20 protein-coding genes are annotated in these 20,323 nt (G+C 64.5%); 11 read left to right on the forward strand and 9 right to left on the reverse strand.

Features of this window, described 5'->3' with window-relative positions; genetic code table 11:
• Positions 1-332: 332 nt before the first annotated feature.
• Complete coding sequence (locus OPU71_RS21400) at positions 333-716, reverse strand: STAS/SEC14 domain-containing protein (protein WP_420712409.1); 384 nt, start codon at positions 714-716, stop codon at positions 333-335.
• A gap of 354 nt (positions 717-1,070) precedes the next feature.
• Here OPU71_RS21400 and OPU71_RS20255 point away from each other — a divergent pair, with 354 nt between their 5' ends.
• Positions 1,071-1,730 (forward strand): DUF502 domain-containing protein, encoded by a 660-nt coding sequence (locus OPU71_RS20255; protein WP_267729887.1) that lies wholly within the window; start codon positions 1,071-1,073, stop codon positions 1,728-1,730.
• Between the two features lie 108 nt (positions 1,731-1,838).
• Here OPU71_RS20255 and OPU71_RS20260 read toward each other — a convergent pair whose 3' ends face one another.
• From OPU71_RS20260 to OPU71_RS20280, 5 genes are all read right to left on the reverse strand, one after another.
• Positions 1,839-2,921, reverse strand: a complete 1,083-nt coding sequence (locus tag OPU71_RS20260) for a calcium:proton antiporter (RefSeq protein ID WP_267729888.1) — start codon at positions 2,919-2,921, stop codon at positions 1,839-1,841.
• 285 nt (positions 2,922-3,206) lie between these two features.
• A complete protein-coding gene (locus OPU71_RS20265) occupies positions 3,207-4,280 on the reverse strand; it encodes a carotenoid 1,2-hydratase (protein WP_267729889.1) in 1,074 nt (357 codons plus the stop codon).
• On the reverse strand, positions 4,280-6,772 hold the full coding sequence (locus tag OPU71_RS20270) for an FtsX-like permease family protein (protein ID WP_267729890.1): 2,493 nt from the start codon (positions 6,770-6,772) through the stop codon (positions 4,280-4,282). Before OPU71_RS20270 ends, OPU71_RS20265 begins: the two co-directional genes overlap by 1 nt.
• Complete coding sequence (locus OPU71_RS20275; protein ID WP_267729891.1) at positions 6,769-7,428, reverse strand: ABC transporter ATP-binding protein; 660 nt, start codon at positions 7,426-7,428, stop codon at positions 6,769-6,771. The genes OPU71_RS20270 and OPU71_RS20275 overlap by 4 nt, the downstream gene beginning before the upstream one ends.
• Before the next feature lie 247 nt (positions 7,429-7,675).
• Positions 7,676-8,605, reverse strand: a complete 930-nt coding sequence (locus OPU71_RS20280) for a hypothetical protein (protein WP_267729892.1) — start codon at positions 8,603-8,605, stop codon at positions 7,676-7,678.
• A 264-nt stretch (positions 8,606-8,869) separates the two neighbouring features.
• Between OPU71_RS20280 and hpnC the strand changes: the two genes are divergently transcribed.
• The gene (gene hpnC, locus OPU71_RS20285) at positions 8,870-9,685 is read left to right on the forward strand and encodes a squalene synthase HpnC (protein ID WP_267729893.1); all 816 of its coding nucleotides are present in this window, start codon (positions 8,870-8,872) and stop codon (positions 9,683-9,685) included.
• A complete protein-coding gene (hpnD, locus tag OPU71_RS20290) occupies positions 9,682-10,515 on the forward strand; it encodes a presqualene diphosphate synthase HpnD (protein WP_267729894.1) in 834 nt (277 codons plus the stop codon). The genes hpnC and hpnD overlap by 4 nt, the downstream gene beginning before the upstream one ends.
• Before the next feature lie 12 nt (positions 10,516-10,527).
• On the opposite strand, the gene OPU71_RS20295 is transcribed toward hpnD, so the two are convergent.
• Positions 10,528-11,802, reverse strand: a complete 1,275-nt coding sequence (locus tag OPU71_RS20295; protein WP_267729895.1) for an Hsp70 family protein — start codon at positions 11,800-11,802, stop codon at positions 10,528-10,530.
• Between the two features lie 154 nt (positions 11,803-11,956).
• Here OPU71_RS20295 and fusA point away from each other — a divergent pair, with 154 nt between their 5' ends.
• Positions 11,957-14,005, forward strand: a complete 2,049-nt coding sequence (gene fusA / locus OPU71_RS20300) for an elongation factor G (RefSeq protein WP_267729896.1) — start codon at positions 11,957-11,959, stop codon at positions 14,003-14,005.
• A 70-nt stretch (positions 14,006-14,075) separates the two neighbouring features.
• A complete protein-coding gene (locus OPU71_RS20305; protein ID WP_267729897.1) occupies positions 14,076-15,017 on the forward strand; it encodes an NAD-dependent epimerase/dehydratase family protein in 942 nt (313 codons plus the stop codon).
• A gap of 8 nt (positions 15,018-15,025) precedes the next feature.
• Here the strand turns inward: OPU71_RS20305 and OPU71_RS20310 are convergent, their stop codons facing one another.
• Positions 15,026-15,364 (reverse strand): hypothetical protein, encoded by a 339-nt coding sequence (locus OPU71_RS20310; protein WP_267729898.1) that lies wholly within the window; start codon positions 15,362-15,364, stop codon positions 15,026-15,028.
• Positions 15,365-15,769: 405 nt separating this feature from the next.
• Here OPU71_RS20310 and OPU71_RS20315 point away from each other — a divergent pair, with 405 nt between their 5' ends.
• The 6 genes from OPU71_RS20315 (at position 15,770) to infA (ending at position 20,055) form a co-directional block, all read left to right on the forward strand.
• Positions 15,770-16,378, forward strand: coding sequence for an HNH endonuclease (locus OPU71_RS20315; RefSeq protein WP_267729899.1), 609 nt, complete (start codon positions 15,770-15,772; stop codon positions 16,376-16,378).
• A gap of 403 nt (positions 16,379-16,781) precedes the next feature.
• Positions 16,782-17,528 (forward strand): substrate-binding periplasmic protein, encoded by a 747-nt coding sequence (locus OPU71_RS20320; RefSeq protein ID WP_267729900.1) that lies wholly within the window; start codon positions 16,782-16,784, stop codon positions 17,526-17,528.
• Positions 17,529-17,552: 24 nt separating this feature from the next.
• Positions 17,553-18,455, forward strand: coding sequence for a histone deacetylase (locus OPU71_RS20325; protein ID WP_267729901.1), 903 nt, complete (start codon positions 17,553-17,555; stop codon positions 18,453-18,455).
• Entirely contained in the window at positions 18,403-19,254 is an 852-nt protein-coding gene (locus tag OPU71_RS20330; protein ID WP_267729902.1) for a DUF429 domain-containing protein, read from the forward strand. Before OPU71_RS20325 ends, OPU71_RS20330 begins: the two co-directional genes overlap by 53 nt.
• Positions 19,255-19,469: 215 nt before the next feature.
• A complete protein-coding gene (locus OPU71_RS20335) occupies positions 19,470-19,673 on the forward strand; it encodes a cold-shock protein (RefSeq protein WP_267729903.1) in 204 nt (67 codons plus the stop codon).
• A 109-nt stretch (positions 19,674-19,782) separates the two neighbouring features.
• Positions 19,783-20,055, forward strand: a complete 273-nt coding sequence (gene infA, locus OPU71_RS20340) for a translation initiation factor IF-1 (RefSeq protein ID WP_267729904.1) — start codon at positions 19,783-19,785, stop codon at positions 20,053-20,055.
• 69 nt (positions 20,056-20,124) lie between these two features.
• On the opposite strand, the gene OPU71_RS20345 is transcribed toward infA, so the two are convergent.
• A partial coding sequence (locus OPU71_RS20345; protein WP_267729905.1) for a hypothetical protein occupies positions 20,125-20,323 on the reverse strand: 199 nt, incomplete at its 5' end.

A 20,323-nucleotide genomic window follows, 5' to 3' on the forward strand; every position in this document is an offset into this window, starting at 1 on the left:
AAAAGGGAACGTGTTCAACACGTTCCCTTTTTACCGGATCAGCGGGCCTACGGGCTTAACTGACTGGCATTAGCCCATCAGGGCGGCATTTCGTTCCGACTATCAGCTCTCGTTCGACGCCTCAAACACAAACCGAACGGTCCCATTCCCCACTTGCCCCGGCCCCAGGATTCAACCGGACCAGGCGTGCTGCTAGGGGCTGTCGGGCGGGTAGCCGGGTTCGAGGGCGATGCGGACGCATGGAAACGCCAAGGTTCAGCTCGCGCAGCGGTTCTCCAAAGCGCGAGAGACGCTCATCCATCACAACCGCAGCCTGAACATGAGAGCTTCAATCAGTTCTGCGATCGCGGGAACCTGTGCAACCACTCCCGCGCCGAATCCCGATCTCTGAACACACGGACAGCAATGCCCCGATTCCGGCATGTCGTTGCCCAGAATTGCACTGCTTCATCGGCATGATCGGTTCTCGACAGAACGACGGCCTCACGCACGTAAGGGGCCGTGTGCTTAAGCCAATCTGCGAGCGCATACAGATCGAAAACCGTGTGTCCGCCAACCATGTCAGAGCAATCAGCAAGAACCCGCGATACCCCATGCAACTTCAGCAATTCGAGAATCTCCTGAGCAGCCAGCTTGAGGTCGCGGCTTGTAACTTGCCCGGTGTAGCTTGCCTCAACAACACTGGTCTGATCGCAGAATCTCGCAACGTATGGCATACGTAAGGCTCCAGTTGGTCGCAGCTTTTGTCCGATTTCCACTCCGGTATAGCCAAGACAACGCTTTGACGCTAGGGCCACACCACGAGCGAAGGGCGAGCGAGTTTCGCTGGCCTATTCCGGTTTCTCGAAGCGCCCACGCAGTACCGACCCTTGCAGGGGCCAGTTCACGCAATCGCAACGGCCTTTCCCACGCCAGACGCAATGGCCGCTGGTCCGCCACGGGCACGCCCGGCAACTACGCTTGGCCCTGCACCTATACTGGCACGCTGATGCACGTGCGGCATCGCCGCCCAAGCGGAGCACGCCTGGGCCGGCCCCAACAATCAACTTTGAACCTCTTCGTATTGCCTGATGATCAAAAGAAACTTGAAAAGCCTCGCCGGGACATGGCTGGCGGGCGTGCTAGCCCTGCTCCCGATTACTTTGACGATTGCCTTGCTGGGCTGGCTGTTCAGCCTCATCAATCGACTGATCGGCCCCGGAAGTCTCGTCGGACACAGCTTTGCCCTGGTCGGACGTGGCTTTGCCGAGCATCCAGTGCTGGCTTACCTGATCGGAACCGCGCTCTTGATGGTTGCGATCTACTTCCTGGGCCTGGCGGTGCAGTTGGGCTTGAAGGGGCCGCTGGAGCAGTTTCTCGATCGCCTGCTCAAGCGGGTGCCTCTGGTAGGCACTGTTTATTCGACGGCGCAGCGCTTCGTCGGGCTGATCGACAAGTCCGGCCAACAGGCCGACATCGCGGCGATGACGCCGGTGTGGTGCTTCTTCGGCGAAGGCGGTGTTGCGGTGCTGGGCTTGCTGGCGAATCCGGAGCCGGTCTCGCTGAAGGGCGAGGACTTCCTCGCCGTGTTGGTGCCCACTGCGCCGGTGCCGATTGGCGGCGGCCTCATCTATGTGCGGGCGGAATGGGTCAGCCCAGCCGAGGTTGGAATCGAACGCTGGACTTCGATCTACGTTTCGATGGGCATTCAGGCCCCGCCCTCCTTGGTAGCCCGTCGCGCGAACGCGTGAGCCCATGCGGACGTCGCCCGATGCCCGGAGGCCTGCCACGCCACCGGGCTGCGTCCGCGCTCGCTTAAAGGTTCAGACAGTCGCTACCCTGAACGCCGAACCGGGCCTTCAGGGTTCAAAGGCGAGGAAGACGAACACGGCGAACAAGACCAGATGCACCGCCCCGTGGGTGACGTTGGTACGCCCGGTGACCAGCGTGACGGTCGACACCACTGCGGTCAGCGCAAACAGCACGAGGTCTTTCGGAGCGAGGCCGAGCACGAGCGGCAGTTCGAACAGGATCGCCGCCACAACCACCACCGGCACGGTCAGGCCTATGCTCGCCAAGGCCGACCCCATCGCCAGGTTCATGCTCGATTGCAGCCGGTTTGCCAGGGCTGCACGCACGGCGGCAGAGGTTTCCGGCAGCAGTACGACGAAGGCAATCAGAATGCCGATCGTCGCGGGCGGCGCGCCCACCGCGCGAATCCAGGCCTCGGCCGGCGACGAAAGGAGCTTGGCCAGCCCGATCAAAGCCACGAGCGACACGAGCATCAAGACAAAGCTCAGCCATGTTTCGGCATTCGAAGGTGGCACGGCGTGCTCGTCGGCATCACCCAAGCCGGTTTCAGGCAGAAAGTAGTCGCGATGCCGCACCGTGCGCGCAAAGACGAAGACCGCCCACAACACCAGCGAGACAACCGCCGCGAACACCAGTTGGCGGGTGCTATACACACCCTCTGGCGCGCTGGTGGTGAACACCGGCAAAACCAGGACGAGCGTGCTCAGGGTGATCAAGGCCGCCAGTTCCGGCCCGGCGCCTTCGGCCCGGAACGACTGCACATGGTGGCGCAAGGCGCCCAGCAACAGGCAGATGCCCATGACCCCGTTGCAGATGATCATCACCGCCGAAAAGATCGAGTCACGAGCAAGCACTGCCTTCTCCGGCCCGCCCGACATCATCAGCGCCAGGATCAGGGCCGCTTCGATCACCGTCACGGTCAAGGCCAGCACCAGCGTACCGAGTGGTTCCCCCAGACGATGCGCCACCACTTCGGCGTGGTGCACCCCGGCAATCACGGCGGCGAAGAGTGCCGACACGCAAACCAGCATGGCCATCGTGCCAAGACCCGCCCCGCTCGCCCACCACAAGACTGCACTGGCAAGCGGGGGCACCAGCACTGGCCATGAGATCAGTTTGAGTTTGCTCATTTGATTCGCTCGTCACGCAGGTAAGCCGCAAAGCGCGGTGGCGCCCTCACTTTATCGCGCAAATCTGGCGCGGGCGAGGCGCATCCCAATGCTGATAATCACCGTAGCGCAGCCCAAACCGCAATCCGGCCACGCTGCTGAGGGAAGGTCTGAATAAGTGAGCGAGAGGGATGCAGCGCAAGGCGCGGCGCGCGCAGCGACCAAGACATATCAAAGGGATAGGCGCGGGAGCGAGCACGCCGCAACGCAGCGATGCGCCGTCGCAGCCACTTATTCAGGCCTTCCTTAGAGCTTTAGCGCTTTGTCGTACCCCGTCAGTTCAAGATAACCGCGGCCCATCTCGCGCCCCTGTTCGATCGCCCTTACGGCGCCCTCCCAGTAGATCGCGCCGGTGGAACTGCGACTGTCGAGTTCCTGGTCATCCATCAGTGGCAACAGACGCAGGCGGCGCCCGGCAAAAGCAACAGACTGCTCTACCGGCCAAAGCACCCCACTGCGCTCACTGCGCCATTCGCGCAGGGTTTGCCAAACAATTTCGTCTGGCCCGAAGTGCTGGGCCAAGCCGTTCGGGGAGCGCAGGGTGCCGCCATGCCACAAGGCGGCACCACGCTGGTCGCGCATGCGGAAGAGCATCAGCGCGCCGCCGTCGGCGAGGTTGATGCCGGTCCAGTCCCAACCGGCGGCTTGCGGATGCATCAGGCTGCTGGACCATTCGTGGTCAAACCACGCGCGGCCGCTGACTTTGAGTTGCCGGCCGCCCACTTGCACCGATCCGCTCACCGGCAGTTGCACCAGGCTGACGTACTGACTTGCGTGCTCGGCCCCCGGCGCCTTCTGGCTGTAGCCGCCATCGCCATGCAGTAGCGGCGCCCCGGTCGGGCCGAAGTTCAATGCCAGTTCAAATTCACCGGCCGGAATCAGCGCGCGGAACGCAGTGCCCTCGCGCCACAAGCGCCAGCGGTCGAGCCGCACGTCGCAGTCACCGACGCGCGCCTCGACGAGGCCGAAGCCCGCCCGCGCACTGCGCGCTTCATGCAGCAAACGCTTGCTTTCAGGCCACGCCAAGGCCGCGTGCGCGATGATCAAGTGATGTGGCGCGAAGCGGCTCGGGTTGGCCTCTGCCACGCCGGGTCGGATCTGGAAGAAGGTGATCTGGAAGCCGAATTCGGGCACGCCGGGCGCTTCCAGCCAGCCGGTGAGGTACCACCACTCGATGCGGTGATCCGGGTGCGCGCCGTGGTCGGCGGGGAAGCTCAGCGCACGCGGGCGCACGAGCGGATACGCCGGCGACGCAGCGCGCGCGGGCGCCAGCGGCAGCGCGGCAAGCAGGCTCAGCAGTTGGCGGCGAGACAGGTGCATCAGGCGTCCTCCCTCACCGCGCTCACCGCGTTCTGGCGCATCGCCTGCGCGCCGGCCAGGAATGCGGCCACCGCCGCGGCGGCGATCATCGCCAGCGCAAACACCGCAAGGCTGCCTGCGGGCACGCTGTAATCCATGCTCCAGTGAAAGCTCTGGCGGTTGACCACGTAGATCAGCACCACGCTGATAGCCGCGCCGGTCAGCAGCCCGCTCAGCACGCCAATCGCGGCAACCAGCGCCCCTTCCCACGCGAGCATCGCGCCGATCTGCCGACGCGTCACACCGATGTGGCGCAGCATGCCGAACTCGCGCCGCCGGGCGGCGGCGAGCGCCGCGAAGCTGGCCGCAATGCCGAACAGCCCGATCAGTACCGCGCAGGCCTCCAGCGCGTAGGTCACCGCGAAGGTGCGGTCGAACAGCGCGAGGCTGATCGCGCGGATCTCGCCCGCACTGCCGATTTCGATCTGCTCGCCGAAGGCGCCGCGCAGCGCAGCACGCAAGGCGGTGTCAGCTGTACCGGGCTTCAACCAGAGTGCGACGTCGTTGACCAGCTTGTCGCCGGTCAGCGCGCGGTAGCGGGCAAGGTCGATCAGGATCGCGCCGCTTTGCCGCGCGTAGTCGCGCCACACGCCGCCCACCACAAAGCGATGCAGCGCGCCGCCAAGCGGCAGCTCGACCACCGTACCGGGCCGCCAGCCGTAGAGATCGACCATCGCTTCCGAGATCCAGATCGCATCGCCGGCCACCGCCCTCTGCTCGCGCATCGGGAACACCGCCCCTGCGCCGGCAGCGGGAATCGGGCGCGCGATCAACGCCACCGGCAGGCCTTCGGCCCGTAGCCGCAACTGCTCATGGCGGATCGTATCCATCCGCGCGATGCCCGGCAGTGCCGCGATGCGTGCCACGGCATCCAGCCCTAGTCCACCCTGTGCGCCACCGCCGCTGCTGCGCACATACAGATCCGCCGGCAGCACGCGTGCCAACCATGCATCCACCGAATCGCGGAAGGAAGCCACCATGATCGCCATTGACACCGCCAGTGCCACGCTCGCCAGCACGCCGCCTGCGGCGATCACCGCGTTCGCGGATGCGCCCGCCACGCGCGCCCGCGCCAAGCCGAAGACCAGCCCCGGCAAAGGTTCGAGCACACGCATCAAGCCATGCGCCACAGCCGGCAGACTCAGCACCCCTGCCGCCAGCAGGCAGGCCACCGCCAGGTAGCCCCCCGCCGGCAAGCCGAACACCGGCGGCAGGTAAGCCAGCCCCGCCCCCGCCAGCAGCAGGGCGATCACGCCAAGGTGATGCACCGCAATCGGCGGCGGCGCCGGGTTGTGGCCGCTGCGCAGCGCAGGCGCAATCGCCGCGCGCGCCGCGTGCAAGGCTGGCCAGAGTGAACCAAGCACCGACGCGGCAAAGCCCAGCAGCAGAAACGCGGCACTCGCCCCCCAATCCAGATGGAGCCGCGGGCGCGAGCCGGCGAAGTACCCGGCGCCCAGATCGCCGCCCAGCAGCTTCAGCGCGAAGCCCGCGAGCAGGTAACCGAGCGCCACGCCCGCCACGCCGCCGAGCAAGCCGATCAAGGCGCCCTCACCCAGCACGCCGCCCAGCAACTGCCGCTGCGTCACCCCCAGCGCGCGCATCAGCGCAAATTCGGATTCGCGCCGCACCACCGACAGGGTTTGCGTGGCGAAGACGAGGAAGGCGCCGGTCGCCAGCGCAATCACCGCCAGCATCGTGAGGTTGGCGCGGTAGGCCAGCGACAGCGCTTCGGCCTGCGCCTCGCGATGCGCCGGCGCGAGCAGATGCACGCCCGGCGGCAGCTGTTGGCGCAACGCCTCACGCGCCTGCGGCGTGTCGCCACCGGCGGCCCAGCGCAGGTCGATGCGCGAGAGCCGGCCGAGCTGGTTCAGGCGCCACTGCGCGGCGGCAATGTCCATCAGCGCAGCACGTTGCCCGGCATCGAAGCCACCCGCGAGCCCGCCCACCCGCAAGCGTACGGTGGCAAGGCCAATCTGTAGCGGCAGCGGATCGCCCGGTTTCAAACCCAAGGCCTGCATCGCCGCGGGTGAGAGAAAAACCAGATCGGGATCGAACAGATCGCGCTGCGCCGTGCCCTCCGCCAATTGCGGGCGCAGCGCGGGCTGGATGCGCACCGAGCGCAGCAGATCGAGCCCGACAATCCGTAAAGCCTCGTTGCGCCCCGCGAGTCGGGCATCCACCTCGATGACCGGGCTCGCCACGTCAACGCCGGCCGCCAGTGCCACGCGGGCAAACAGCGCCTCGTCGAAGCCGGTGCGCGGGCCGATGATCTGCAGATCCGCCTCGCCTGCGATCACCCGCACGCCGTGCGAAAACTCATCGAGCGCCGAGCGATTGACCACGCTCACCGCCACCCCGAGCGCCACGCCCAGCGTTACCGCCAACAGGCTCAGCGCAGTCGCGAAACGGCGCCGCCCCAGGCTGGCGAGGAACAGGCTGGCAAGCAGCCTCATGCGCGCTGCAGCCGGCCGCCGGCAAGCAGCAGCACGCGGTCGGCAATCGCGGCAGCCTGGGCGGAGTGCGTCACCATCAGGCACATCGCGCCATGCACCCGCACCTGCTCAGCCAGCAGCGCAAGCACCCGCGCCGCGTTGTCCGGATCCAGGTTGCCGGTCGGCTCGTCGGCCAGCACCAGGGCCGGGCGGTGCACCAGTGCGCGCGCAATCGCCACCCGCTGCAGCTCACCCCCCGAAAGCTCGCCCGGCGCGCTCGCACCACGGGCGCCAAGGCCCACCTGATCGAGCATCGCCTGCGCAGCGGCGCGCGCTTCGGCATTCGTGCGGCCATTCAGGCGCAAAGGCAGAGCCACGTTATCGCGCACATCCAGATGCGGCAGGATGTGGAAGGCCTGGAACACGAAGCCCAGTGCCTGCCTGCGCCAGCGCGTCAGCGCCGCGTCGTCCAGCCCGGCAAGGCTCTGCTCGCCCAGCGACACCCGCCCCGCATCCGGCATCTCCAGCCCGGCGATCAGGTTGAGCAGCGTCGACTTGCCGGTGCCGGACTCGCCCATCACCGCCACAAACTCGCCGGCCGCCATTTCCAGGGACAAGTCCGCAAACAGCGCCCTGCCCCCCAGCGCCTTGCCCAATCCGCTTACCGCTAAGGACATCCGTCCTCCCGTTGATTGCCTGCGTCAGACCGCCGGGTGGGCGGATTGTTCGTGTGGCGCTGCTGGGTGCCGCCCCGATGACCCGCGATCTCGCAGCAAAGCGCGCCTGCACGGCCGAACAGCAAGCACCACCAGCAGCAGTTACGCCCCCCCGTTCACGCGCTGGTGCCATGGGCATTGCGTGTGGCACGGGGTCGATCGCGCGGTCTGTTCAAGACAGAAACGTCGCGTGCCTTGAAGCAAACACTCAACCCGGGTCGGCACTTTCTATGCATGCCGCCTCAATTTGACTGCCAAGAACCCGATAAATGGCGCACCACTCGGTAATCGCCGCGGCGATGTGTTTTGGGTTCCAGAACCGATAGTGGACGGGCGCTACCAGCAGGTTCTCCAAATCAAGCGGCACAGTGGGCTCAGCTTTGAAGCGCCGAGTCAATCCGCGGCGCACATGTAGCCCCAACTCCATCGATACCGTGCTCGGGCGCAAATAGGGGATCGCATCCGGCCCAAGCTCTTGGGTATAGAACTTGCCGATCGAGCAACGATAGAACTCGACGCCCAATCGCAATTCGCGCTCCGCAGAGAGCTTCTTGGCCCACAGCACGCCGGGCGAATGCATGCGCCCCGCCCTTTTCTTCAGTAGCCGAAAACCCAGGGGGCCCAGGTAGTCGGCCAGGTAAGCATGCGTAAACGCCAGGATGCTGTCTTCGTTGTCTTCGATCGGGTGCAGGGTGTGTACCAGGCCGCGCTCCCAGATCTGATCAAGCGCCGCGATCACCTTTTTGTCCAGGCCAACCGTGGAGTCCAGATAGCCTTCGAATGAACGCTTGCACGCAATCGCTTCGCGGGCACGGCACGGGTCCACGTCGTTCATGTTTGAACTCACCGGTTCGGTATCCGGATCAAGCAACTGGCGGACTTCTTCGCTGGAGCCTTCTTGCTCAATCCGTTGCCGGTGCCCAGCCCTGAGCTCGTCGTACCAGTTGCCCTCAAAGGGATAAGAGAGATCACGCTCGTACAAGGGGGCGTCGCTGCTTTGCACGGTGCAGTGAAACCAGAACTGCCGTCGCGCCTCTTCGCGTCGGATGCGTCGCGACAGCGCCAAGTGTTCCGGGCATGGGGCAAATTGATCCAGGTGCCGAGCGCGAACGCAAAACGCACCGTAGCCTTGTGCCACCAATTGCTCGGCGATTGCATCGCTCTCGTCGATCAGCGGTAACAGACGGCGCGCAACCCCAACGGATATGTGTTCAGCGTTCATTCGGCGATAGTTCCGGAAAGTCAGTGGAATCGATGAGCCCCTACAAGAACTCAGAGTGCGGTTCGAGAATGGGGGCCCGGCGGGGAGGTCACTGCAGCGCCTTGGCTGGCGCCGCTTTGGCGCAACCTTATCATCGCTGCAGGCGGTTTGTTTTGGGCGCTCCGCTATACTGCCGCCCCCATGCCGGTTGATCACTACGAGAACTTTCCCGTCGCATCCGTCCTGCTGCCGCGCCGCCTGCGCCCGGCAGTCGAGGCGCTCTACGCGTTTGCGCGCAGTGCCGACGACATTGCCGATGAGGGCGATGCCGCGCCGGTGCTACGGCTGGCGCAGTTGAACGACTACCGGCGCGAGGTTAACGCGATCGAGCGTGGCGAAACGCCCAGCCAGCCGATGTTCGCACGGCTGGCGCTGGCAGTTCGCGAGCACGCGCTGCAGCCGAACCTGCTGCGCGATTTGCTCGATGCCTTCAGCCAGGATGTCGGCAAGACACGCTACGCGGATTTTGCCGAACTGCGCGACTACTGCCGCCGCTCGGCAGACCCGGTGGGCCGCCTGATGCTGCGGCTGTTCAAGACGGATACCGCGCAGCATGTGGCCTGGTCTGACCAGATCTGCACCAGCCTGCAGTTGATCAACTTCTGGCAGGACGTGGCGGTCGACTGGGCCAAGGGCCGCGTGTATCTTCCGGCCGACGACCGCGCGCGCTTTGGCGTGGATGAAGCGCAGATCGCGGCCGGGCAAGTCGACGCAAACTGGCGCGCGCTGATGGCCTTCGAAGTGCAACGCGCGCGCAGCATGATGCTGGCAGGCGCCCCGCTGGCGCTGGCGATACCCGGCCGCTTTGGCTGGGAACTGCGGCTGGTGGTGCAAGGCGGTTTGCGGATTCTCGAAGCGATTGAAGCGGCCGACTACGATGTATTCCGCCACCGTCCGAAACTGGCAAAACCCGACTGGCTGCGCCTCGTGTGGCGTGCCGTGCGAATGAAACCATGAACCCTGACGAGTACTGCCAGCAGAAGGCCGCCGCGAGCGGATCTTCGTTCTACTACAGCTTCCTCTTCCTGCCGCCGGAACGCCGCCGTGCGATCACCGCGCTGTACGCGTTCTGCCGCGAGGTGGATGACGTTGTCGACGAAACGCCCGATCTGCAAGTGGCGCAGACCAAGCTGGCCTGGTGGCGCAAGGAACTCGCCGCTGTGTACGACGGCGTACCGCAGCATCCGGTGGGGCAAGCGCTCAAGCCCGTGGTGCAGCAGTTCAACCTGCCGCAGGAGCACCTGTCGGAGATCATCGACGGGATGGAGATGGACCTGACCCAGTCGCGCTACCTCGACTTCAAGGGTCTGTCGCTCTACTGCCACCGGGTGGCCGGTGTGGTGGGCCTGCTCGCCGCAGAGATCTTCGGCTACACCAACCGGCAGACGCAGAAGTACGCGCACGAACTGGGCCTGGCCTTCCAGCTCACCAACATCATTCGCGATGTGGGTGAAGACGCGGGCCGCGGCCGCATCTACCTGCCGATCGAAGACCTGCAGCACTTTGGCGTGACCGCGAAAGAGATTTCGGAGCGCAAGTATTCGGACAACTTCCGCGCGCTGATGGAATTCCAGATCGAACGCGCCGAGAAGCACTACGAGCAAGCGATGGCACTGCTGCCGGCGGAAGACCGCAAGGCACAGCGCACCGGGCTGGTGATGGCGGCGATCTACCGCACGCTGCTGCGCGAGATCCGCGCCGATGGCTGCAAGGTGCTCACCGAGCGCGTGTCGCTCGGCCCGATCCGCAAACTGTGGATTGCATGGCGCACCGCGGTGCGCGCCTGATCCGGGCTTGAATCAGCCGTAGCGCCGCGCCGCGTCCACCGCGAGGCCAGCGCCAATGCTGCCGAACAGATCGCCCTCCACCGCCTTGGCAGCCGGCAGCGCCGCTGCAATGCGCTGCCGCAACGAGGGCACGCCGCTCGATCCGCCAGTGAAAAACACCGTGTCGATCTGATCGCGCCGAATGCCGGCGCTGTCGAGGATGGCTTCCACCGTTTCACCGACCCGATCGACCAGCGGCGCGATGGCGGTATCGAGCGCGGTGCGGGTGATGCTCGGGTGCACTGGGTCGCCGCCCTTGCGGTGCAGGCGCGCCAGATCAAGCGTGACTTCAGCCGCGTCAGACAGCGCGATCTTCGCCTCTTCCACCTGCAGCGCGAGCCAGTGGCCGGCGCGCTCGCCGATCAGGTTGAGCAGCAGTTCGAGCTTCTCGCGTTCGGCGCCGTCGCGATACATGTCCTGAAACTCGCTCCAGGCGGTGCGGGTGTAGCAGAAGTTGATCGTGTGCCAGGTCGCCAGATTGAAGAAGGGTGTGGCAGGCAGCTCGGTGCCGTTTTTCTTCTTCGAGCGAAAGCCCAGCAGCGGCATCACTTCGGCCAGGCTGAATGCGCGATCCAGATCGGTACCGCCGATATGCACGCCGGCGTTGGCCAGCAGGTCTTCGCGCCGGTCGCTCAGCAGCGCACGCTGCGGCGAGAGGCGGACCAGCGAGAAGTCAGACGTGCCGCCGCCGATATCGGCGATCAGCACCAGCTCTTCGCTGGTGAGCGACTGCTCGTAGTGGAAGGCGGCGGCGATCGGCTCGAACTGGAAGCTCACCTCGCGAAAGCCCACTGCCTTGGCAATCTGCGCGAGCGTGTCCTCGGCCTGCTTGTCGGCCACCGGATCGTCGTCAACAAAATGCACCGGCCGCCCGAACACCGCATGGTCGAAGCTGCGCCCGGCCGCCAGTTCACCGCGTCGCTTGAGTTCGGCAATGAACTGACGCAGCAGATCGCGGAACGGCAGCAGCTTGCCCAGGACCTCGGTGTGGCTATCCATCAGCTTTGAGCCGAGCAGCGACTTGAGCGCACGCATCAGGCGGCCTTCGTAACCATCGAGGTATTCGGCCAGCGCGGCGCGGCCGAAGCACACGCTGTCTTCGTCGGCGTTGAAGAACACCGCCGAGGGCAAAGTCGGTTTGCCGTCTTCCAGGCTCAGCAGCGCAGGCGCACCGGGGCGCAACCAACCTACGGTGGAGTTCGAAGTACCGAAGTCGATACCGCAGGCGCGGGCGGGTTGCTGAAGCATGGGCGGGCGCGTGTCTTGAAGGGGCGCGGATGCTACGCCAGCGGCGCAGTGAAGTCCAGCGCGCCGCCACGACGCGCGCTGACACGCGTCAAACCTGAACGCCGTACGGCGGGTGTAGCGTCTTGCACAACAAGACCCACAAAAGGAGACAGGCATGACCACCCCGCAAGACGTTCGGACCCTCGCTCTGGTAGGCCACGCGGGCGCCGGCAAAACGACACTGATCGAATCAGTGCTCGTTTCAGCCGGCGCGATTCCTCAGGCTGGCAGCATTGAACGTGGCACCACCGTGTGCGACTACGATCCGCTTGAAAAGGAGCACGGCCACTCTGCCAAACTCGCCCTCGCCCACTTCGAACGCGACGGCAAGCTCATCCACCTGCTCGACACACCGGGTTTCCCGGATTTTGCTGGCCAGGCTCTCGCCGCGTTTGACGCCACCGACACGGTTGCAGCCGTGATCAACGCGCAGAACGGCATCGAGATCACCGCGCGGCGCTCGATGTTGTGGGCGCAAACCCGCAAGCTGTGCCGCATGGTGGTCGTGAACAAGATCGACGCCGACCGGACTGACCTGCCCACGCTGATGGCCGAGCTTCAGGAAGCCTTTGGCCGCGAATGCCTGCCGGTGAACCTGCCGGCGCAAGGCGCCAGTCGTGTGGTGGACTGTTTCTTCAACCTGAGCGGCGAGGCAACGGACTTCGGCTCGGTGGCCGATGCCCACCGCGCACTGGTTGAGCAGGTGGTCGAGGTTGATGAAGCGCTGACCGAGCGCTACCTCAATGGCGAAGAGATTGCCCCCACCGATCTGCACGATGCCTTCGAGCGCGCGCTGCGCGAAGGCCATCTGGTGCCGGTGCTCTTTGTTTCAGCCCGCACCGGCGCCGGCATTCAGGAATTGATCGATTTCGTGGTGCGGCTTGCGCCGAACCCGCTTGAAGGCAATCCACCGCTCTTCGAAAAGTGGCCGAACGGCGATTCCAGCGCGGCCGAGCCCCTTGTGGCCACGCATGATCCAGCCGACCACGCGCTGGCGCACGTCTTCAAGATCGAAGTGGACCCTTACATGGGCAAGGTGGCCGTTGCGCGGGTGCTGCAAGGCACGCTGACGCCGGATTCCATGCTCTATGTGGGCGAAGGTCGCAAACCCTTCCGGGTTGCGCACCTTTACCGGATTCAGGGCAAGCAGCTTGCGCCGATTGAAAGCGCCGGCCCGGGCGAGATCTGCGCGATCACGAAGGTCGACGAAATCACCTTCGATTCCGTGCTTCATGACGCACCGGAAGATGCCGTGATCCACTTCCGCCCCTTGCCGATTCCACATGCCGTCTATGGGCTTGCGGTGCGGGTCAAGCGCCGCGGCGACGAACAGAAGCTGGCCGAAATCCTTCACCGCCTGGCCGCCGAAGACCCGGGCCTTTCGGTGGAGCACGACGTGACCACCCACGAAGCGGTGATCCGTGGCCAGGGCGAACTGCACCTGGGGCGCATCCTCGAAAAGATGCGCGCGCAGTACAAGCTTGAGGTGGATAGTCACCCGCCAACCATCCCGTACCGGGAAACCATCACCCAACCGGCCGAAGGCCATCACCGCCACAAGAAGCAAAGCGGCGGCGCAGGCCAGTTTGGCGAGGTGTATCTGCGCATCGCCCCGCTCGCGCGCGGAGAGGGCTTCCGCTTTGTCGATGCCGTCAAAGGCGGCGCGATCCCCGGCACCTTCATTCCGGCGGTCGAAAAAGGCGTGCGAGAGGTGCTCAGCGGCGGCGCGATTGCCGGCTTCCCGGTGCATGACGTCGAGGTCACCGTTTACGACGGCAAGACCCACCCGGTCGACGGCAAGGAAATCGCGTTCGTCACCGCGGGTCGCAAGGCCTTCCTCGACGCGATCGCCAAGGCGCGCGGCATGGTGCTGGAGCCGATTGTCGAGCTCGAGGTGACGATTCCCGAAGCGGCCATCGGCGACGTAAATGGCGAACTGGCCTTGCGGCGCGGCCAGGTCACCAACACCGACACCGCGCGCGGCAGCATGGTCACCGTCAGCGCCCGCGCACCGCTAGCCGAGCTGAGCGACTTCCAGGGCCGCCTGAAGTCGATTACCGGCGGGCAAGGCAGCTACACCTTGATGATGTCGGAGTACGAGCCCGCGCCGCCCAACATGCAACAGCAACTGACCGCCGCCTTCCGCCCGGTAGACGACGAGTAACTCCAAACGCTGCGCGGCCAAGCACCGGCCGCGCAGCCCTTCACCCCAAGCTGGGGCACAATCGGGCCCCATGTCACACGCTCAACGCCCCCTTGCGCTGGTCACCGGCGCCACCGGTTTTGTCGCCAGAACCCTGATTCCACACCTGCGCGCGCAGGGGTATCGGGTTCGCGCGGCCGTTCGCAAAAGCTGTGATGGCCCCTGGGACGAGTCGGTCGTGACCGGGGATCTCAGCCGGCCGCTTGATTGGCGCAATGCGGTCGCGGGGGTGAGCCACGTCTTTCATCTGGCGGCGCGGGTGCACGTGATGCATGAAACCGCCGCCGACCCGATCGCGGCTTTCCGACAGGTTAACGTCGAACGCACCCGCGAGCTTTGCGACGCGGCGGCGAGCGCCGGGGTCAGGCGGCTGGTGTTCCTGAGTTCGGTCAAAGTCATCGGCGAAGCCACCCAGCCCGGCAAGCCGTTCCGCGCCAAGGACGCACCGGCGCCGCTTGAACCCTACGCAATATCGAAGGCAGAGGCCGAAGACGTGGTGCGTGGGGGCCCGGTTGAAAGCGTGATCGTCCGCCCGCCCTTGATCTATGGCCCCGGGGTGGGCGCCAACTTCGCGCGATTGATTGCCGCGGTTGAGGCCGGGCACTGGCTGCCCCTGGGTGCGGTTCATAACCGCAGGGATCTGGTGTTTGTCGGGAACCTCGCCGATGCCCTGGTTCGCCTCGCAACCCACCCCGCCGCCGCCGGAAACACCTACCTGATCAGTGACGGTGAATCACTCAGCACCGCTGCGCTGATTCGCGCGATTGCAACGGCTATGCAACGCCCGTGCCGCTTGCTGCCAGTTCCGCAGCCCTTGCTCAGAACCGCCTTGCGACTGGCCGGAAAACACCAGGAAGCCGAGCGCTTGCTTGAATCGCTTGAAGTCGACATCAGCGATTTGCAGCGTGATCTGGGCTGGACGCCACCGTTTTCCGTGCAGGCAGCGCTCGCAGCGAGTATCGCAGCGCGCTGATCCAGCCCTCAGTCGCGGTATTCGATAAGCATCTCCACTTCAAAGCGGGCACTGCGCAGTTGCGGCGGCAGGCGCAAGCTCTGTGCTGCCTGCGTCAACGGCGCACGAAGCGCGCGCTCAAGTGGCGCACTGGACTCGTCACCAAGAAAAACCAGCGCAAGCAGGCGCCCCCCACTGCCAAAAGTCAGCCGCGCTTCAGTTCGCCCGCTTGGCATGCTCGGCGGAAACACCAGGCCATTAAGGCCGCGGGCAAGCCCGACCCGGACGCCACGCAAGCTGGCTGCATCAAAGACCCCGTCGACCGATTCGATTGCCGGTGCGGCAAGCTGCGCTGCGGGCGCAAGCATGGCTTGACTCCGCCGCTGGCCACCGACGCCCCTGGCCCGCTCGCGTCCGTGGCCCTGAGTCTTGCCCTTCCCTTCCTGCGCGGGCTTTGACGCGGAACTTGTTGCCGCCACAAGCTGCTCAACCGCCCGTTCCTGTCGCAACACATTGCGCGCCGGCACCGCCTGGGTCGCGCCTCGCAACGCGAGCTGCGCTTCGCCAGCGCGTGACTGAATCCTGACCGTCATACGGGTCGAACCACCCTGCATGGGCGGGAACAGGAGCAGCGCGAGGGCGTGCACCACCACCGAAAACAGCGTGGCGCGAAGCACAAGTCTGTGCTCAGTCAGCGCGGACCGAAGCGAATAAGTCATTGAGTTAACACATGCAAGGCGTATGCTCTGAACGATTGTAGAGAGGGAGTCGCCGTGATCATTGTTGAACGCGGCACGGTCGCGGGCAATTCGCGACGGCCGCTGATCCTCACCCTTGACGTGCATGGCCAACCATTCAGATGGGTGAGCTGGCAACATGCAGTGATCTACTACGCACGCGATCAGGTTGCCTGGTCTGTGGGCGATCATGAATTCACCATTCTTGGCGGAATGCGGCGCGAGACCGGACACCGTTCGGTGATCACCGCCAACAGCATCATCGCCATTCGCGGCAAAGCGCTCACCCAACGGGCGCTGCATCAAACCCCGCCACTCTCAAACCGCGAACTCTTTCACCGCGACCGCCAGATCTGCGCTTATTGCGGGGACCACCTGTCGGCCAACAAGCTCACTCGTGACCATGTGAAGCCGGTATCGCAAGGCGGGCGCGACATCTGGATGAACGTGGTCACCGCCTGCCGTCCCTGCAATCAACGCAAAGGCGGCCAAACGCCCGAGCAAGCGCGCATGCAACTGCTCTACGCGCCCTACGTTCCGAACAAGGCGGAGTTCCTGATCCTCTCGAACCGGAACATCCTGATCGACCAGATGGATTTCCTCGCGCGTCACGTGTCACGGCAAAGCCGAGTGCTGCTGGGCTGAAAACGAAGGCGCCAGCGGCCGCAGGTGCGCAGAGCTTCGCAGACGGGGTTCGAAAAGAGCTCGATCAGACGGGTGAGCACGCCTCGGACATTACAAGGACTGATCGTCAAGCACGGTGCAGACGCGCTTGAATGCGCACTGCGCAGCATGTATCGAGCAGCTTGCGCCCGCCGATCGCGCGGTGGCGTCCAAAGCCCTGAGCCGCATGACCCGCTTTTTTCGCAGGACTTGAGCGCGAATCCAAGGGATGCCGGGGCCGATTGAGCCTGAAAGCGGTGCAGGGCCACATCGAATTCGACGTCATCCCGCGATAAAACGCGAAATTCGTTGGAACTTGAGTAACATAGGCCGGGTTGCGTCATCCGGGGGGGGTGACGCACGACACCCCACTGTGCACCGATTCATGCGTTTCCTGCTCTCTGCGCTATTGGTCGTTCTCGCGTCAATTTCCACCAGTTCAGTTGCCGACGATCGTGTCATCCGCCTCGCTTCGCTTGAATGGCCGCCCTATGCGAGCGCACGTTCATCGTCCGGCGGCACGGTTACCGATACCGTCCGCCGCGCACTCGCCGCGTCGGGCTACCGCCTGGTCGTCGAGTACCACGCCTGGCCCAATGCCATTGCTTTGGGTGAAACTGGCAAAGGCTTTGTTGGCTACTTTCCGACCTACTACTCTGCCGACCGGGACCGCAGGGCTGAGCTTTCCGATCCGGTCGGAGAAAGCCCGCTCGGGCTCGCGCAGCGTGCGGACTCGCCAAGCGCATGGGCGACTCTGGATGATCTTCGGGCGATGCGCCTGGGTGTGGTCGAGGGCTACATCAACACCGCCAGCCTTGATCGCCGCATTTCGGCAGGCGAGCAGCCGGCGGAAATCGCAGTCGACGATGCCAGCAACCTCATGCAACTTGCGGCAGGGCGAATCGATCTGGCAGTGATCGACTCCAAAGTCTTCGCCAATCTCATGGGCAACGACCCGCGTCTTGCGCGGCTACGCGGCCAGCTCGCGATGAATTCCCGAATGCTCGAGCTCAAGAGCCTGCATGTTGCGTTCCGGCGCACGCCAGAGGGCCGCCGCTATTCGCGTGCATTGAGTGAAGGCCTGCGCAAGATCGGCTACCAGGCGCCGGTGTTCAACCAGGGCATTCACTAACACGGCGCTCAGCGCTTTACTGGTGTGAAGCTCTACTACGCCGACCACTTCGTTCTGCCGCTGCCCGAAGGGCATCGCTTCCCGATGGCAAAGTACCGGATGCTGCGGGATGAACTTGCCGCATGCGGCCGCTTCAGCCCGGATGACTTCTGCGAAGCCCCCGCTGCGAGCCGGGAGGCGCTGCGCCTGGCGCACTCCGACGACTACGTCCGGCGGGTGTGCGCTGGTCAGCTTACTGACGCCGAAATCCGGCGAATCGGCTTTCCCTGGACCAATGCCATGGTCGAGCGCTCACGCCGCTCGGCCGGAGCGACGATCGCGGCCTGCAGAAGCGCACTGGCAGACGGATGCGCGGCCAATCTGGCGGGCGGCACACACCACGCACACCACGACTTCGGCTCAGGTTTCTGCGTGTTCAACGATGCCGCAATTGCCGCGCGCGTGATGCAGCACGAGGCCCACATCGCGCGAGTCGCAATCATCGACTGCGACGTCCATCAGGGCGACGGCACCGCCGCAATCTTTGCCGCCGACCCCAGCGTCTTTACCTTCAGTATCCACGGACAGAAGAACTTTCCGTTCCGCAAGCAAACCAGCGATCTGGACATCGAATTACCCGATGCCTGCGCAGATGCCGCCTATCTGGACATGCTCACGCGCGGGCTCGAAACCGTGTTCGCCAAAAGCCGGCCAGAACTGGTCATCTACCTCGCAGGCGCCGACCCCTACCTTGACGACCGTCTGGGTCGACTCGGCCTCAGCATGGCCGGACTTCTGGCACGCGACAGGCTGGTTCTGGATGCCTGCAAGCTCGCCCAGGTGCCGGTCGCCCTTGCCATGGCCGGCGGCTACGCCCGCAACATCGCCGACACGGTTGCGATCCACGCATCGACGATCCGACTCGCCCATGATCGCAACTACAGCTAAGCCCGTCAGGCTTCTCGGCGTCGACTTCACCTCCGCCCCCACGAAACGAAAGCCGATCACCGCAGCAATCGGCATGTTGCTCGCGGGACGCTTGCAGATCGAATCAATCAGCCGGTGCCCCGACTTCGGCGCGTTCGAGCAGTTGCTGCGCATGCCAGGCCCGTGGCTGGGCGCGTTTGACTTCCCGTTCGGGCTCCCGCGCGAAGGGGTCGAAGCGCTCGAATGGCCATTGGAATGGGGTGCCTTGGCGAGCCACTGCGCCGGGCTCGGCCGGGCCGAATTCAAGCGGGTACTCGATCACCATCGCGAACAACGTCCGCGAGGTCAGCGTTATCCGCACCGCCAGACAGATCTCCCCGCGCGAAGCCACAGCCCCTTCAAGCTGGTCAATCCACCCGTTGGTTTCATGTTTCTGGAGGGCGCCCCACGCCTGCTTTCGGCAAACGTGCACATTCCCGGCCTGCACGCCGGCGACCCGAACCGGGTTGCGCTGGAGGCCTATCCCGCATTGTTGGCCCGCCGCTTTTGCACCAGCTCGTACAAGAGCGACGATCGCCGCAAACAAACACAAGCGCGCGAAGATCGCAGGGAATTGATCGTGGCGGGGCTCGAGCGCGAGTTCGGCCTTGCCTTCACTGACCCCAGCGTCCGTCAGCTTCTGATCCATGACGCCTCGGGAGACTCGCTCGATGCGGCGCTCGCGCTCACGCAGGCCGCAATAGCCCTCACTGCACCGAATGGCAGCTATGGCCTGCCCCGGCACATTGACCCCATCGAGGGCTGGATCGCTAGCGTTTGATGCAAGCGACATCTTGCAACCAAAAATGACTTGCCAAAAGACGGTGAAGCCCTCAAAATTAACGTTCGCGGAATTTCAAGCAGTGTGCAGTTGTAGTAGCTAGGCCCCGCATCAGTTCTGATTGCGGTTCTCCGGTTATCGATCACCTCCGTCTTGATATTCATTTTTTCGGGCACGGCGAAAGCCCATTCAACACCATCAGGACGCTAGAAAAAATGGCTACCGGTACCGTTAAGTGGTTCAACGAATCCAAGGGCTTCGGCTTCATTACCCCGGACGAAGGCGGCGACGATCTGTTCGCGCACTTCTCCGCAATCCAGACCAAGGGTTTCCGCACTCTTGCCGAAGGTCAGCGCGTGAGCTTTGATGTCACGACCGGCCCGAAGGGCAAGCAAGCGTCGAACATCCGCCCCGAGTAATCGGCTCTTTTGGCCGATGCTTCAGAAAAGCCCGGTCTGCCCGGGCTTTTTTGTTGCGGTCCCAATCACCGCCGCAGACGGTTGGTTCTGCACCCTACAGGAGCCATGAATGGCGAAGGAAGAATTGCTGGAAATGAACGGGGTCATCGAGGAAGTGATGCCCGATACCCGCTTCAAGGTCATGCTCGACAATGGCGTCAGTGTGATTGCTTATGCCTCCGGCAAAATGCGCAAGCACCGCATCCGCATCCTGGCAGGCGACAAGGTTACGCTTGAGATGTCGCCTTACGATCTGACCAAGGGTCGCATTACTTTCCGGCACAAAGACGAGCGCGGCCCTGCCATGGGCGCCGCACCGACTTACGGCGCACCACGTCGCTGATCGACACCTTGCGGCGATGCGGCGCGACTTGGCCGCGTGCCTTGCATGTGCTTGCGCCGCGCGCAGCGGTCAGACGATCAGCTGCGCGACGCGCAATTCCAACTCTTCCGTAGCCAGAAACCAGAAGCTCGCAATTGCACTTCTGGCGAGATCCATTTCTTGAATTGGTGTCGTTGTGTTCCGACACCTAGCAGGGTGATGCAAAACCCGGTGAACGATTCGGGGATTCAGTTGTCGTAGGGATAAGCGTCCACCCCAGGCAGAGCAA

Source organism: Niveibacterium sp. 24ML (assembly GCF_026586805.1).
Taxonomy (GTDB): domain Bacteria; phylum Pseudomonadota; class Gammaproteobacteria; order Burkholderiales; family Rhodocyclaceae; genus Niveibacterium.

Bases quoted from the DNA above. Each gene is read 5' to 3' on its own strand.
- OPU71_RS20310 (WP_267729898.1), bottom strand. From the start codon at position 15,364: ATGCTTGCGCCCGCAGCGCAGCTTGCCGCACCGGCAATCGAATCGGTC.
- fusA (WP_267729896.1), top strand. From the start codon at position 11,957: ATGACCACCCCGCAAGACGTTCGGACCCTCGCTCTGGTAGGCCACGCG.
- OPU71_RS20305 (WP_267729897.1), top strand. From the start codon at position 14,076: ATGTCACACGCTCAACGCCCCCTTGCGCTGGTCACCGGCGCCACCGGT.
- OPU71_RS20335 (WP_267729903.1), top strand. From the start codon at position 19,470: ATGGCTACCGGTACCGTTAAGTGGTTCAACGAATCCAAGGGCTTCGGC.
- OPU71_RS20320 (WP_267729900.1), top strand. From the start codon at position 16,782: ATGCGTTTCCTGCTCTCTGCGCTATTGGTCGTTCTCGCGTCAATTTCC.
- hpnC (WP_267729893.1), top strand. From the start codon at position 8,870: ATGCCGGTTGATCACTACGAGAACTTTCCCGTCGCATCCGTCCTGCTG.
- OPU71_RS20295 (WP_267729895.1), bottom strand. From the start codon at position 11,802: ATGCTTCAGCAACCCGCCCGCGCCTGCGGTATCGACTTCGGTACTTCG.
- infA (WP_267729904.1), top strand. From the start codon at position 19,783: ATGGCGAAGGAAGAATTGCTGGAAATGAACGGGGTCATCGAGGAAGTG.
- OPU71_RS20255 (WP_267729887.1), top strand. From the start codon at position 1,071: ATGATCAAAAGAAACTTGAAAAGCCTCGCCGGGACATGGCTGGCGGGC.
- OPU71_RS20275 (WP_267729891.1), bottom strand. From the start codon at position 7,428: ATGTCCTTAGCGGTAAGCGGATTGGGCAAGGCGCTGGGGGGCAGGGCG.
- OPU71_RS20260 (WP_267729888.1), bottom strand. From the start codon at position 2,921: ATGAGCAAACTCAAACTGATCTCATGGCCAGTGCTGGTGCCCCCGCTT.
- OPU71_RS20265 (WP_267729889.1), bottom strand. From the start codon at position 4,280: ATGCACCTGTCTCGCCGCCAACTGCTGAGCCTGCTTGCCGCGCTGCCG.
- hpnD (WP_267729894.1), top strand. From the start codon at position 9,682: ATGAACCCTGACGAGTACTGCCAGCAGAAGGCCGCCGCGAGCGGATCT.
- OPU71_RS20270 (WP_267729890.1), bottom strand. From the start codon at position 6,772: ATGAGGCTGCTTGCCAGCCTGTTCCTCGCCAGCCTGGGGCGGCGCCGT.
- OPU71_RS21400 (WP_420712409.1), bottom strand. From the start codon at position 716: ATGCCATACGTTGCGAGATTCTGCGATCAGACCAGTGTTGTTGAGGCA.